Origin of the sequence: Algoriphagus halophilus, from assembly GCF_041729275.1 — a bacterium.
Lineage (GTDB): Bacteria > Bacteroidota > Bacteroidia > Cytophagales > Cyclobacteriaceae > Algoriphagus > Algoriphagus halophilus_A.
In genome coordinates, this window is sequence record NZ_CP146486.1 from 3,170,560 (window position 1) to 3,185,141 (window position 14,582).

Sequence of the window (14,582 nt, forward strand, 5' to 3'; positions counted from 1 at the left end):
AACCCTGTTAAAATTGGTGAAGGGATGTTGGTTTTACTTCAGTGGCTTTTCGAAAAAACCAATGGTTTCTAAAGTGGGACAAAAAGTACCATCAATGCCGTAGCAATGAAAAAGATGATAAATGGGATGAATAGATAGCCCATGACGTCACGTGCCCGAATCTTAAGGCCAATTCCCATGATGGGAATTATTAGTAGTAAATAGAAAGGTTGCAATGAATTCGTCAATGTTTCTCCAAAAGCAATGGCCAAGGATGCCCTTGCGATCATTTTGGTGACTTCCAGTTCAGGAAGACCTGCCCCTAGTTCTATTACCGCATTAATTATGCTGGGGCCCACTATTGCAAATTCTCCTCCAGCGGAAGGGATGGCAAAATTGACAATTGCCCCGTTGAGGTATGCTAAGAGTGGAAAACTATCGATCGTGCCAACAGACACCATCCATTTCGTCAATTCATTTCCTAATCCGGTATAAATCATGATTCCCATAATGCCTGCATAGAAGGGAAATTGGAAAAGAATCGCAGAAATATTACTACTGGAGCGTTTCATGACGATTCCATACCGTATGGGCGTTTGATGCAAAAACAGACCAATAATGATAAAAATAAAAATCATGATGTTCAGATTGATATCCAGGCCTTTGGTACTGAAATAATAAATGATGTAAGCCAGCCCCATCAGACCAATGATATATTGAATGACAGGGCTATTGTTCACCTTGTCTGAGACTGAACTTTCTTTCATTTTCATGCTTTCCGCCTCCTCTAGGATTGTTTGTGCCTGGATCTGGTTTCCGGAAGATAGCATTTCCTCTAGTCCGTTAGATTTTTTGGAGCAAGCCATAGAAATAGAAGGGGACCAGCGATCAATGAAAAAATGATGATGGAAATATTCAAAACAGAACCTAAGGTATAAGAGGTTGGAATGGTCCTAGACAAAATTCCGGCCTCAATGAGGTAGTTGTTTTCTGTGTTTAGCAGGAGTGGGATGGTGCTTGAAAAACCATTGACCCAAATACCTCCGGAGAAATACACACAGGCCATGAGGTAAGGATAATTCACTCCTTTGATCCGTAAGGCGAGTTCTCTTCCTAATACGGCAGTAATCACGATCCAACCCCAACTGACGGAACTAAGAATCATTCCGATGATGATAATGAAAGGATAAAGCTGTTTTGGGGTTTGTATGAATTGAGTGAGTTTAGATAGGAATCGTTTTACGATGGGAGCAAGGGCGATGGAATAGCCAGTAACCAAGAGTAGTGTCATTTGCATCCCAAATTCAAGCAGCAACCAAAATCCTTGGTACCAGGCTGCAATGATTTCCATAAGGGTAGATTCTGTCCATAAAAAGGCTGATCCAGTGATAATGAGGGTGAGAACCAATGCAAACACAAAAGCATCAGGCATATACTTTTTAAAAAGGTTGGTGAATTGCTCTCCTAGGTCTCCCATGATCTTTAGATTTAATTGAAAAATTTATCGGGTTCTACCTAAATGGCCTTTGTCGGTTCAAATAGGAGTAATCGTAATAGGTATTTTTGGTACTAGGCTGGTAAAAAATCAACCAACAATAACAGCTCTTAATCGAATTGGTAATAAGACTTTCCCTTTCGGAGGTAGGTTTTAATCAGGAATTCAACAGTAAAAATGAATCCGGTCAAATGGTTGGTATAGTAGGTAATAATGAAAGGTAATCACTGTATATGGTACTTGACAACGAAACCTTCTTGTAATAATCCTATATTTAGGCTTATCTAATATCGGAATAATATAAGTTTTATCATAGGTTATTTGCTTTTTAAAAAGACCTAAGGTTACAGCTTTTGCAGAAATCAATAAATAATTTTTTTTGGATTTGGATTTTCTGGGATTGAGGCAAGGTGATAGTTGGTAAATTAAAGTATGAAATCTTACCTATGCCTTCTTTTTGTGCTTTACTATTCTCATGTACTGATAAAGATGATGAAGAACCGGACGTTCCAGGTATTGAAAATATCGCTGGGAGCTATACAGGTTCTTTATTCCATGATGTCATTAAGATTAATGAAACATTTGATACAACCTATACAGTAAATGGAGTCCGACCCATTGTAGCTTTTAATGATCAGGAACAGATAGTCACCATACAAATTCTGAATACGGGAAGATATGTTTTGCCAGAATTAAAGTATAAAGTCAGAAAAATAGAGAATCTAGAGCCAATGAAAATCGTTGATGTTTATCTGGACCTTCTAAACACGAATGAATACCGAATGAAAGCAAGTCCCAATCAAATAGACACACCTGTTTTTAGGATTTGGCCCAAAAACAACCTTAATAGAAGGGATTTATTACAATTTGAAATTTTTCTAAGAAGTCAGGATCCTGATAGCGTGTATAATATTTCTGTTATTGGAGTGAAAAATTAATTGTGCCTCATCTTTCCTAAACTGGGTGTAGTCCTCGACAGCTGTCTGAAGCAACTACTCCATCATATATTTTCAATTTGCAATTGGATTTTCACAAATAATCTACTTCGATCAATCCCTTTTATCCAGCATAGTTTTTTGCACTTGAATCCAAGCTATTCATCTCATTTAGAGGAAAACTACATGATGGTATTACTTAATCGAATTTCTAATTACTTAAAATAAAATGAGGCTGCTTTTAGATACTTTTGCCACATTGAGTTTAAATAATCTTCGTACATACAAGAAGGAATTGACTTGGAACCCAAAATAGATTTTGCTGTTACCCTTTCGCAATAGAAAACCAATTCTTAAGAACAAAACGTAATAAGTGTGGGCGCGTGGGGCTGACGCAGCAGCGGGCCAGCGTTTGGCCTTGTGCGGTTGAAGTCCCGCATAGCTATCGGGATGCTGCGTCTTGACCTTTTGGTTTTGCTTCATGGCAAAAGAACACTCATCAAACTTTTTATATCTTAGATTAGCTTCCATCTTGCTGGCAAAACGATCATGTCTTCGAAAGAAAATCCCGGGCCAGCGCTGGGGAAACCTAATCCATTTTACCCAGGGTTGAAACCCTGGGTTATAAAGCTTTGACCCCGCTGGGGTCTGGAATTAGTAAATTGATTTGATATATCAGTAAATAACCAAAAGCATCAAATGAACGACGAGAGTAGTATATATCGAAGGCTTAATTGAGCAAATAAAACCACATTTCGATACCAATCCCGTTACATATCGGGATCTTGGCACTCAATGAGGCTAGACGTATTTATGACACAGCCTCTAGAATTGGTTTGCAAAAGCTTAGGTTGGATTTTGTTTTTCTACACCTAGTTAGTTTCTGAAGAAATCTGAAATACCGCCATTACAGGAAAATGATCCGAAAGTGTTTCGGGCGCTCCATGATTAAAAATTTTTACTTGGGAACAGGTTTTGGCAAGTGAAGGGCTGGCTAGAATGTAATCAATCCGAACTCGGTTCTGGATAATGCTTTCGCCAGTTTGACCATACAAACCAATCAAAGCAGGGGAAGGAAATGTAAAACTCGCCTCTCGATCGACTTTCCCCAAACTCACATCAATGGCTGGAATGGATAAGAATTCTGACATGGGAGCATAATCAAATTCCCCTAATCTCAAGTTGGAATATTGCTCATTTTTCTCATTGGCCATCTTGGTTTTGAGTGCTGTTTTCGATTCCATCCAATACGCATCCAATGGTGAATGGGCATTAAAATCTCCAAGAATAATATAGGCGTCTGTGGATAACTCTTGAATCCTGGATTTGATCTGCTGGGCTTCTCGCAAGCGGAAGTCAGCATCGGAAGGAGATAAGTGTACCACAAAAAAATCTATCCCATACGTCTGAACATGGAGCAGCCCATGCCAGAAGTTATCCACATTCTTTTCTATCAAAATAATGGGCTCTTTGGATGTCAGGGCAGTTGGATAGCCTTTTTCTTTTAAAATCTGTACATAGTGATGCCCCCATTGAGCCGCATCCTTTTTGAGTTTATCCACATCGTAATTGCAAAGCTCTTGCAAGGCCAATACATCTGGATTTTGCTCCTTTACCCATTGGATCAGACGCTCATTTCGGGTAGTATCCTTTCCCCAATCAAAGCCATTCCAGATATTATAGGTCATGACTTTGAGTTCTTTGTTGGCTTGCTGGGAGAATGTGGATAAGTGTGTTCCAACAAACAAAAAAGCAAAAAATAGAAAATGGGTATGGATGCGCATGGTGTCTAAAAACAGGTTTCAATGGATACTTTAAAATTGGGAATTGTGATTGGTTTGAAAAGGGTTTTGTAAAATTAAAAACTTCATCTTTTCCTTTTACTCCTAATCTGGGTGTAGTTTGTCCCGATAACTTTAGTGGACTACACCCTCATATACTTTTCAATTTGCAATTGAAATAAGGCTTGATTACAAAAAATCAACTTCAATTATTCCCTTCAATTCTAAATAATTTTTGCTCTTGAATACGGGGAATCTTCAGCATTTCCTAGATGGTATGATTTAATCGAATTTCAAATTCTTGTTAATAGAAAGAGGCTGTCTCATAAATAAATTTTGTCACATTGAGCGAAGTCGAAATGTGTTTAATTTGCTCAATTAAGTCTTCGACTCCCTGCCTATCGGAAGGCAGGCGCTCAGGCTGACAAATAGTCGACTTTTGAGACAGCCTCTAGAGGAGTTATAGGGATGGAATGCCTTCAATTTTTTGTTGGGAGCCTTCCCTACAATCAATGTAGTTGGTTAATTTCATAAAGGTGGGTAAGGGTGCAGAGTATAAATAGATAGGAATTAAAATTTGCTGATCAGACTCTCTTTGCCGGAAATGGGCGATATGATATTCCTCCAAACATACTTTTGACTTCAAATATTCCGGAGATAAGAGGGTATAAATATATTGGCAATCATCCAGTGCATTGAATATTTCTTGTTGCCAGGCGAAACCAGGTTTGATCTCTTTTTTATCTAAAAATATTTTCACTTGAGGATTCTCTTTGACTAATTTTTGATGGAGCCAAGTGGCCTCATTGGTATTCACACGAGAGTAACTGATAAAACAGTCGTAATTGTAGCCTGCTGTAAAATGACTACTGGCATTTTTAATTGTATTCTTTTTCTGGCTAAAAATTTTCTTTGCTTCTGCAGCTTGTTCTTGCGTGTAAGCCACAATTTTTATTTGATCAAGATCTAACCCGATATTCAGCCAGTTGATCGAAGCTTCTAACAGAATGGGCAAAATTTTGCTAATGGAATATTTTGCGCTTCCGGTGTTTACAATGAGCATTGCTATACTTTTAATGCCAAATTGTTCCGTCATCGGTAACAGCGATTGAAAAATATCTCCGATGAGTTCTGGTGGTGGCTGGTTTTTTACCAAGGGTTCAAAACATAGAATTCTGGAAAATTGTAACCCTTGGTAATCAGCTGGATTGATCTTTTTGGATAGCCAGCAGGAATAGATTTTTCTTAAATCAATTTCCTTGTCCTTGGCGAGCTTTTCCACCGACAATCCTTTTCTGTCCAATGCCTCAACCATGGAGGAAGGAATAGTAACATAGTTGTTGGGAAATGCAGAAATCACCAATAAATCAAAAAATTCATCGGGTGTTAAATCCGTTAAGTCACCATGATATAACCCAACAGTTTTAGTCTTTCCCTTGTGGATTACTTCTAGTTCATCGAGGAGTTGCATGGGGAATTTCTTTATAGGCCCTTATAAAAAATCAAGCGTTTGCTTTCTAAAATTTACCAAATTCAGCTTTCTGGTCAAAGAAGTCCATTTAGAAGAGTGCAGTCCTGAACTGAGTGTAGTTTTTCCCTACAAAGTCGTGGACTACACCTAGCGTAAGAACCTTTTTGAATATCTCGAGAATCAAAAAGAATCACGCAATACTTCAAAAGAATCAACAGAGACTCTGTTGAGGTCTTGATAGATACTCAAAGAATCAATAGATATTCAAAAAGGGTGTCGCGAGATATAAAAAGAGTCTCGCTTGAACTAAAAAGTATCACGCGAGATACCAAAAGGGCCTATGTTGATACTCAGAGAGTCTCGGGAGATATAAAAAGAATCACCGTTGATACTCCAAGAGTCTCATGATATCCTCCAAGAATCTCGCGAGATTCTTTTTACCCCTCCCCACCAGTCCTTATACCCCCAGGGGGAGGGTACCTCTAGGGGGAGGGGGTAAAGTTATTTTAGGACTAGGCAGATCAATAGTTTGTTTTGTGTAAGCTCCCCCGAAAATTGGGCCAGTCAAAAAGTTTACTTTTCACCTTCGATAGAAGGTAAGTGAATTTTCCAAGCGGTTCAAGACCAAGGCGAGCGGTTGGCTTGGGCCAACCGGTCTTGAGCCGCGTTTTCCGCATCTTCACTCTTTTTGCGCTGCTTAACGGTTTGAAAAGCAAAAGATATGTTCATTTGTCTTTTTCAATAAGTCAACGGGAGTCCGATATCCAAGTGCCTCATGTGGCCTCTTCTCTCCCTGCTTCTGCGAATTTCCATCCATCTTCATCGCTTTTCCCCGGACTCATCCAGGAGAATTAAATACATTGAGCTACAGTTCTTTCTGACCTGATCCACAAGGTTCCACATAATGCTTGCATCGTCACGCGGCCGGGATAAAGACCAGCTCAATCAAACTTTTCCTCCCTACACCAGTGATCCAACAGACGGAGAACCCGTCCATTGTCCACGCGGATCATTTTGGGAGGCCCCGACCAGCTCAACAAACCCAACACTGGATTACCCGTTGTGCCGAAGTGAAAAATCCACTTCCATAGCCAGCATTTCCCGGTTAAGGTCATCCAGAATGTTAAGAACCCGAGCCTGCCGCCAGCGCTATCGCTCATGAAGTCGATAGACCAGACTTGGTTGATCGATTCGCCCGTATAGGGCCTGTTTAATCCTTGCCGTAGCCGCTTCTGTGTCTGCGTCTGATGTTCAGTCCCATGGCAGAATAGATCCGGTAGACCTTTTATGGTTCCATAGATGGCCTTTTCTGCGAAGCCGGTAATGGACTGCCAAAAGCCAATGGCAGGTGTTTGGCTTACCAGTCTTTCCAGCTCCGATCACGGGCATATCGTTTTTTTGGCTTCAGTGCGATGACGCGCGGAGAGTACTTCGGGGCAATGACGCCAAGCCGCCACGCAGATCAGCATCACCCATCTTTTTCGACCCGGCGAACTGAACCAGCATGCCTTTTTCGTCAGGCGTCAGAGCTTTTTGCCAATGCGCAACTCTCGGAGAGCCTCATGTATCAGACTTCAGATCGGCAAACATCCGCTTTAGGCGGGAATTCTCTTTCCTGTTCTTTCAGCTTTTTGACCTCACTGGCTTTTCCATTCCGCCATAACGCTGTTTTCCATTTATAAAAAGTGGCAGGTAACTTGGTATCTCACTATTGCATTTCTTCTACTTTTCTGCCGGCCTCATGAGCTTTGATCGCTTGACGATCTGCGTTTCTGTGAATCTCGATTTTTTTCATAATAACCATTTAAAGTTGATAATTTCAATTCAACTTTCAAATGGCCGACTTTGTAGAGAAACAGTGTAATTCCAGCTTCGAAATTTATTTCCAAGAGGGATTTTAAATCGTTAATTGTGACAGACTCTCCAATATTGAAATCGGTCAAATAGTCAACAAAGGTTTGTGCAAACTCATCCTTCCAGTCAGTTGAAACTTCCCCAAGCTTTAGAATAAGTTCAACTTTCGTTTGTCTATGTCTTTGCATTATTAGTCCTGTCCGATTATAAGATATTCATCAACATTTGATCTTGAAACGGTCGGGTGATTGCCGAAATGATATTTATGTGGTTTGGTTTTAACCTCTATATTATCTTTATGATTCTTCATAATTGAAACTAATGTTTCAAGGTCAGGGTAAGCATTAGAAGAATAAGATAAGACCAAAGTACTATCGCAGAATTTATCAAACATTTGATCAAAAGCATTTAATGCAGTTCTACGATATGAAAATGGTGTGAACTTCTTTTTGATTTTCTTAACTTTTGTGTTTTCCATTATCTCCTCTCCATTCCAATATTTTGATAGCCCTTCAAGGAAATGATACCTTTTTATATAGCAGTTATCATCCGATGGTGGAACGTATGGAGGATCCATATAAACTAAATCTGGCTTGAAATTCTTTTGGCTAAAATCAAAGACATCCATATTGAAAGTTAAATTTTCATGGTGATTATCGAAAACAACATTATTATAAATTTTAGCCTGTTCTAGGAAGTGTTCTCTAAGGGATAGCTTTAAATCACGTCTTCCATCATTATACTTATCCAAATTTCCTGAAATAGTAAACACACCTCTTGGCTGTTTCTTTAAACATGACCTAAATAGTGCTGTATATGCCAATGCTTGCTTATTCTTAGAAGAGAGACTAAGTATGTTATGACTCACTTTGTCAAGAAAAGCTAGGTCGTCTTTGGTAAAAAACACCTTATCAAATGTCTTTTGTATAAAGTCATCAGAATCCACCGTCAAATCCAAAAGTTTTGATAGGTCATTCTTATCTAACTTATCTGATTTGTTTTCAATTACTGCTTTTGAGATTACCGAAGAGAAGTTCAAAAAGTCATTGGAATAAACTTTTTTATTCATTGACTTCAAGAGATATGAGACTACTCCTGATCCTGAAAACGCATCAAATGCTGAATTAAATTCTAGCTCATCAAGAGTTTCGTGAATCCATGGAATTAGTTTGTACTTACTTCCCATATATCTCAACAAAGGGTAGCTATGAATTCTATTTATGTTGGAGGATTCTGCTACTGATGATATTGTCAGTTGTTCCATTTCAGTCATTTAGAATTCCATTTTGCTTTGTTTGGCACTTTTAATTCTGATGTATCTAGCTTTTTCTTCCGCAACAGCGAAAACAGATTCTGAGCATTCGTATTTATTTGCCTGCTCAATCAAAATGTCTGCAACAAAAAGTTCTTTTACTTTAAAAAAATCTAGTTCATAATAATTTGCCAAGGTTTCAAGTTTTGTAAACGGGAATTTCTTTTTGCCTCTTTCAATCTTACTTACATCTGTGTAAGGAAGATCTAACCTTTTAGCAAAGGTGTCTTGTGTTAAATCTTTAGATTCTCTCTGTTTTCTAAGAAATTCACCAAATGTTGACATATTAATTTCTTGACAAAATTTGTCTTGACACTTTATTGGCAAGTTAATGATATTCTTTAGAGTTGCATGAAGTCGGAGAAAAATTTTTACTAATTTGGATTTTTATGTAGTAGTTGGTGTAGCAAAAACCAAATGTTCTGTGGATTTAAATTATGTAATGAATTCTATTGAATTTATATGGAAACTAGATATTTATATTTTTCTCTTAAAGGCTTTAGGTTTTGTTGTCAAGTAATTTTAATGGCTAGAAATTGACTTATATTCTCAATTTCTAACTAGTAAATTCCCCGAATTAAGCCGCCTCCATAATTTTATTTTCAATAAAATTATTTCCAACTATTTTTAATTCTAAATAAGGATATTTTCCTCACCCCTCCCTCTGATACCATATAAAACTTACATACCCAAATCCTACCAAGGCCCAGAAAATGGCCATTAAGGTCAGGTTGTAAATACTCATCGCGAACATGGCGATGATCGCAATTACTAAAGCGATGGTAGGGAAATAAGGATAGGCCGGAACCCGAAATGGGCGCTCCAAGTCTGTATGGTTTTTACGCAGGGCAAAAAAGGCAATCATCGATACGATGTATAAAGTCAAAGCCCCAAAGCAGGCGATGGTGATGATTTCGCCGGTTTTGCCTGTTAGCAAGGCCAGAATCCCGATTCCCATATTCACGATCAAAGCATTCACCGGAGTTTTGGTTTTAGGATGGACTTTCCCCACAAAAGGAGTCACGTAGCGCTCGCGTCCCAGTTCCAGGGTAGATCTTCCCGCTGCCAAAATGATCCCATGAAAGGAGGCTACCAAACCGAAAAGCCCCACGGTAATCAGCAAGTGGTAGAGAATGTTGCTTTCGCCTACAATCTTGGCCAAGGCCAAAGGCAGGGGAGAGTCGGAAGGTTCCATACTTCCTGGAGGATAGACAATGGCTTCCCATCCAGCCACTCCGATGGAGGAGGTAAAGGTCAGCAAACATAAAATCACCAAGGTCAGCAAGGCGGAACCAAAACCGATCAGGATATTGCGCTGTGGGTTTTTGGCTTCTTCGGCTACATTGGCCACGCCTTCGATGGCTAAGAAAAACCAGATCGCAAAGGGAATGGCAGCAAAAGCACCGCCCCAACCGTTTGGCAAAGCATTTTTACTCAAGTTTTCGAATTTGAATTCGCTAAAACTCACTCCGGAAAAAGCAGGAGTTCGACTACCGCGATGATGGTAATGATCAGTTCGAAGTAGGCCGCAAACTTCACCCCGGAGATATTGATCAAAGTGAAAATCAAATAGGCAGTGATGGCAATGGTGGTGATGCTGATCTCCGGGAAAAACACATTGAAATAGGCTCCGATGGCTGCCGCGATGGCAGGTGGAGCGAAGATAAACTCGATACTTTGTGCAATTCCAGCCAGAAACCCCCAGTTTTTACCCAATCCCAATCGGGCATAATCAAAAGCACCTCCGGCTTTGGGAATGGCACAGGCCATCTCCGTGTAGCTAAAGGTAAAGGTCACATACATAATGATGATAAACAGGGTGGCCACAGCCAACCCCAGGGTGCCTCCTTCCGCCAAACCGAGGTTCCAGCCGAAGTACATTCCCGAAATCACATAACCTACGCCCAGCCCCCAAAGCATAAATGGCCCAAGCGTACGTTTTAATTCAGTTTTTTCCTGATTCATTGTTCAAAAGATGGTGGTCAAAAGTATCCTTTAAGTGGACACCGGATAGTTTTAGTCTCAGAGCCTCCGAGGTTAAAAAAGCGAGTTTCTCTGCTGCATAGGCATAAGGCAATCCGCCTGCTCTGATATTGGAAATGCAGTTTCGTTTTTCGTCCGTATTTCCTGCTTTTGGGTTGTATGTCAAGTAAATCCCCATGCTATACGGGGAACTCAAACCGGGTCTTTCCCCGATCAAAATAATGGCGAGTTTGCTGGAAAATAGTTCTCCTATTTCATCACTGATGGCTACCCGCCCTTGTTTTACGATGGAGACGGGTGCCAGTGAGTAGACTGATAGTTTAGGCAAGAGTTCCTTCAAAATGGAATAGCGTTCAAGGCAATTGCCTGGGAACTGAGCCCATCTGCGAAGATGATGGAAAGATCGGATGTAGCCAATTTTAATTTCTGGATGGCTTTTTTGGAACCTTCATCCAGTTTTCTGCCCAAATCCGGTCTTTTGATATAGCTCTCCCGGTTTTCGGCTTGGCTTTGCAAAATCAGGCTTTTCAGCTTGAGATCTTGGAGTCCTTGTTCCAAATGAGGGATATCCAGTTCGGTCCAAACCGCATCTTTCGCCAATGCATGGTCTTTTCGGAATTGGAGCAGTTCATGGGTTTTCAAGCTTCCGCCCGTTCTTCCCAAAGCTATTCGGGCATCGGTAAAGGCTTTGAGTTTTTCCCAAGGATTGGTTTCTTCACTCATAGCTTTAGCAATTTATTTCCCTGAACGTCCAAGACTTTTCCGGTAGCGTCAATCAGATTCATTTTGAGGAGCCACTCGTCAAATTCAGGCGCTCTTTTAAGCCCCAACACTTGTCGGATGTAAAGTTGATCGTGAAAGGAAGTACTCTGGTAATTGAGCATCACGTCGTCGGCACCAGGGATTCCCATAATAAAGTTGCAACCTGCCACTCCCAGTAAGGTGAGCAGGTTATCCATATCATCCTGATCCGCATCGATGTGATTGGTATAGCAGATATCGCAACCCATAGGAAGGCCCATCAATTTGCCGCAAAAATGATCTTCCAATCCAGCTCGGATGACTTGTTTTCCATTATATAGGTATTCAGGTCCGATAAATCCTACCACCGTATTGACCAAAAGGGGCTTGTATTTTCTTGCTACTGCATAGGCCCGAACTTCACAGGTTTGCTGATCGATTCCATGATGAGCATTGGCAGAATGTGCACTTCCCTGGCCTGTTTCGAAGTACATGAAATTATCCCCGATGCTTCCTCGATTCAGTTCTATGCCTGCTTGATAAGCTTCTTCCAAAGTATCCAAGCTAAAGCCAAAACTGGTATTGGTAGCTTCGGTGCCTCCAATGGATTGAAAAATCAGATCTACAGGTGCCTTTCTTGCGATAAGTTTCAAGGTAGTGGTGACATGAGAAAGAATACAGGATTGGGTGGGAATTTCGTATTGCAGTCGGAGCTTTTCCAGCATTTCCAATAGTCGTAGGGTAGTCTCTGCAGAATCCGAAACAGGATTGATGCCGATCACCGCATCGCCTACCCCATAGAGCAATCCGTCGATGGTGCTGGCCATGATTCCTTTGGCATCGTCAGTGGCATGGTTAGGTTGGAGTCTTGTGGAAAAGTGCCCTTTAAGCCCTAAGGTATTTCTGAATTTGCTAATGACTCGGATTTTGGAAGCTGCTAAAATCAGGTCTTGGTTGGCCATGATTTTACTCACGGCAGCGACCATTTCAGGAGTCAGGCCTGGACTGATCTGAGCGATTTTTCTCCATCGGTCTGGTAATCCAGTAACCAGTTTCTAAAATCCCCAACAGTCAATTGGGAGATGGGTTGGAAGGCTTTGTGATCGAGACTATCTTGAACCAATTGTGAAACTGCATCAATTTCGGATGGGATCACTTCTTCAGATAGGAAAAGTTTGAGAGGCAAGTCGGCCAATACGAGTTTGGCGGCCATTCGTTCCTTTTCGGAAGAAGCTGCCAGGCCTGCTAGTTGATCTCCTGATTTTTCCGGGGAGGCCTTTGCTAAAACGGTTTTGAGATCGGGAAAAGTATAGAAAAAATTGCCGATGGTATGCTGGTAAACCATGAAATCAAAATGGGGATTTATTTCAAGTTTTCCAATAATTTTATTTAAGTCCGTCATTGCGAGGAGGAGGAACGACGACATGGCAATCTCGTAAAAATTGGTTCCATTGTTTTTTAAAACGAGACTGCCACGGCTCTAAAAAGGAGCCTCGCAGTGACGATATTATTTCAATTTTTCACTCCTCCACTTTATAAAACTGAAAACTTCCTCCCCAGAGCATACCAACCGGGTTTTCGGAAGGTTGGAACTTTACTCGATCACCTGTTGACAAGTCTACAAAATCAGTTTCTGAGGTAGGAGATAGCAAATTTTCATCCCCATTATTGGGATCGTAAACGAAGATGTTTTTTCCTCGGACACTTACTTCCACCACATAACTTTCGATTCCATTCAAAGGTCGATTCAATTGATAGGATCCGGCAAGGTGATCAAGTTGCTCTTTCGATAACTCCACCAATTCTACCTCGCCTGGATTTCTTAAATTCATCCCATAGTAGTCAGAAATTCCCCGTAGGATTTCTGCCATCAAGCGTACGCCTCCATCGGCGCTTGTCATCACAATAATGGCATCTCCCTGATCTGCATAGCCCATCATGTCATTGCTGAAACCAGCATTTTTTCCTCCGTGTGCAAAGACAACTTTCCCGTCGCGTTCCCCTAAAGCAGGGCCTAACCCCCAACGGTTTTTGTGCTCGGTAAGCATTTGATCTATTAGCTCTTTGGAAAGGACTCCATCAGTTTTACCGGCTCTAATGGCTTGGATTTCCAGGTAATACTTGGCCAAGTCTGAGGGCGTAGTCCAAAGTCCTGCTGCCGCTTGTTCCGGGTAATTATGGTACAAACCCTCAATGCGATTTCCATCACTATCGTAAGCAGCGCTGAAATTGACTTGGTAATTTTGAGGGAGAGGTTGGCCAAAAGTACTATGGTTCATTCCTATTGGCTCTAATACATTTTCTGCTAAAAACACATCCAAGGGTTGTCCTGAAACATCTTCTACAGCTTTTTCCATGACGGTATAACCACCTCCTGAATACCTCCAAATGCTTCCTGGTATGGTATCCACAAAGATCGCCGGGGTATTGCCCTTTCCTTCCAAAACGGTGATTATATCAGGGAAAGTGTCAGTTTGGGTATAACCTGGGAAGCCATGAACGGTCATACCTGCGGAATGCGTCAACAGTCTTTCAAGTGTAACTTTTACAGATTCGGTGAATTTGTTTTCAGGGACTTGCCAACCTTGGAGATAGGTGTTTATATCTTCATTCAAGGCCATTTTTCCTTCCTGCACCAATTTGAGTGCGCCCAAGGCAGCAAGAGGTTTGCTGATGGAACCTGCTTGAAAAATGGTTTCGGTAGTGACGGAATCCCCAGTTTCAGTGTTGGCAATCCCATAGCCTTTGGCCCAATGAAGCTTTCCATCTTTGACCACCGCGATGCTTACCCCAGGAACATGATAGTGCTCCATTCGATCGTAGATGTTCATTTTGGGAATGGGATCCCCTTTTGCCACAAAGGGTGGAATCAGTCCATTTTCAATGGAGTCTATTTGTTCAGCAAGCGAAGTAAGTTGTTGTTCTTTTTTTTCGGGAAAAAATGAGGAAAGTGAATGCAAGCAGGAGGTAGGTTAACTTCTTCATTTTAATTGGTTTAGAGGATTTAAAAGAATCTTGAGAGAATTTAAAA

At 40.9% G+C, this 14,582-nt stretch carries 9 protein-coding genes and 3 pseudogenes; 1 reads left to right on the forward strand and 11 read right to left on the reverse strand.

The window, feature by feature from the left end:
* Nucleotides 1-68: 68 nt before the first annotated feature.
* Both V8V91_RS16980 and V8V91_RS16985 read right to left on the reverse strand, forming a co-directional pair.
* Nucleotides 69-809 carry a TIGR00366 family protein gene (locus V8V91_RS16980; protein ID WP_373396401.1) on the reverse strand — a complete coding sequence of 247 codons (741 nt, stop codon included), beginning with the start codon at nucleotides 807-809 and terminating at the stop codon, nucleotides 69-71.
* A gap of 5 nt (nucleotides 810-814) precedes the next feature.
* Nucleotides 815-1,456: a TIGR00366 family protein gene (locus V8V91_RS16985; RefSeq protein WP_373396403.1), complete on the reverse strand. Its 642-nt coding sequence runs from the start codon at nucleotides 1,454-1,456 to the stop codon at nucleotides 815-817.
* A 464-nt stretch (nucleotides 1,457-1,920) separates the two neighbouring features.
* Here V8V91_RS16985 and V8V91_RS16990 point away from each other — a divergent pair, with 464 nt between their 5' ends.
* Complete coding sequence (locus tag V8V91_RS16990) at nucleotides 1,921-2,412, forward strand: hypothetical protein (RefSeq protein ID WP_373396405.1); 492 nt, start codon at nucleotides 1,921-1,923, stop codon at nucleotides 2,410-2,412.
* An 869-nt stretch (nucleotides 2,413-3,281) separates the two neighbouring features.
* On the opposite strand, the gene V8V91_RS16995 is transcribed toward V8V91_RS16990, so the two are convergent.
* The 9 genes and pseudogenes from V8V91_RS16995 to V8V91_RS17035 form a co-directional block, all read right to left on the reverse strand.
* A complete protein-coding gene (locus V8V91_RS16995; protein WP_373396407.1) occupies nucleotides 3,282-4,193 on the reverse strand; it encodes an endonuclease/exonuclease/phosphatase family protein in 912 nt (303 codons plus the stop codon).
* Between the two features lie 457 nt (nucleotides 4,194-4,650).
* The gene (locus V8V91_RS17000) at nucleotides 4,651-5,661 is read right to left on the reverse strand and encodes a TIR domain-containing protein (protein WP_373396409.1); all 1,011 of its coding nucleotides are present in this window, start codon (nucleotides 5,659-5,661) and stop codon (nucleotides 4,651-4,653) included.
* A 1,739-nt stretch (nucleotides 5,662-7,400) separates the two neighbouring features.
* Nucleotides 7,401-7,703, reverse strand: coding sequence for a hypothetical protein (locus V8V91_RS17005; RefSeq protein ID WP_373396411.1), 303 nt, complete (start codon nucleotides 7,701-7,703; stop codon nucleotides 7,401-7,403).
* Nucleotides 7,704-7,705: 2 nt separating this feature from the next.
* A complete protein-coding gene (locus tag V8V91_RS17010; RefSeq protein WP_373396413.1) occupies nucleotides 7,706-8,779 on the reverse strand; it encodes a DNA adenine methylase in 1,074 nt (357 codons plus the stop codon).
* 9 nt (nucleotides 8,780-8,788) lie between these two features.
* Nucleotides 8,789-9,112 carry a helix-turn-helix domain-containing protein gene (locus V8V91_RS17015; protein WP_373396415.1) on the reverse strand — a complete coding sequence of 108 codons (324 nt, stop codon included), beginning with the start codon at nucleotides 9,110-9,112 and terminating at the stop codon, nucleotides 8,789-8,791.
* 367 nt (nucleotides 9,113-9,479) lie between these two features.
* A pseudogene (eat, locus tag V8V91_RS17020) lies at nucleotides 9,480-10,792 on the reverse strand (ethanolamine permease).
* Nucleotides 10,773-11,533 (reverse strand): annotated as a pseudogene (eutC, locus tag V8V91_RS17025) (ethanolamine ammonia-lyase subunit EutC). Before eutC ends, eat begins: the two co-directional pseudogenes overlap by 20 nt.
* Nucleotides 11,530-12,977 (reverse strand): annotated as a pseudogene (locus tag V8V91_RS17030) (ethanolamine ammonia-lyase subunit EutB). The pseudogenes eutC and V8V91_RS17030 overlap by 4 nt, the downstream one beginning before the upstream one ends.
* Nucleotides 12,978-13,071: 94 nt before the next feature.
* Nucleotides 13,072-14,511, reverse strand: a complete 1,440-nt coding sequence (locus V8V91_RS17035) for a serine hydrolase domain-containing protein (RefSeq protein ID WP_373396417.1) — start codon at nucleotides 14,509-14,511, stop codon at nucleotides 13,072-13,074.
* Between the last annotated feature and the right edge of the window lie 71 nt (nucleotides 14,512-14,582).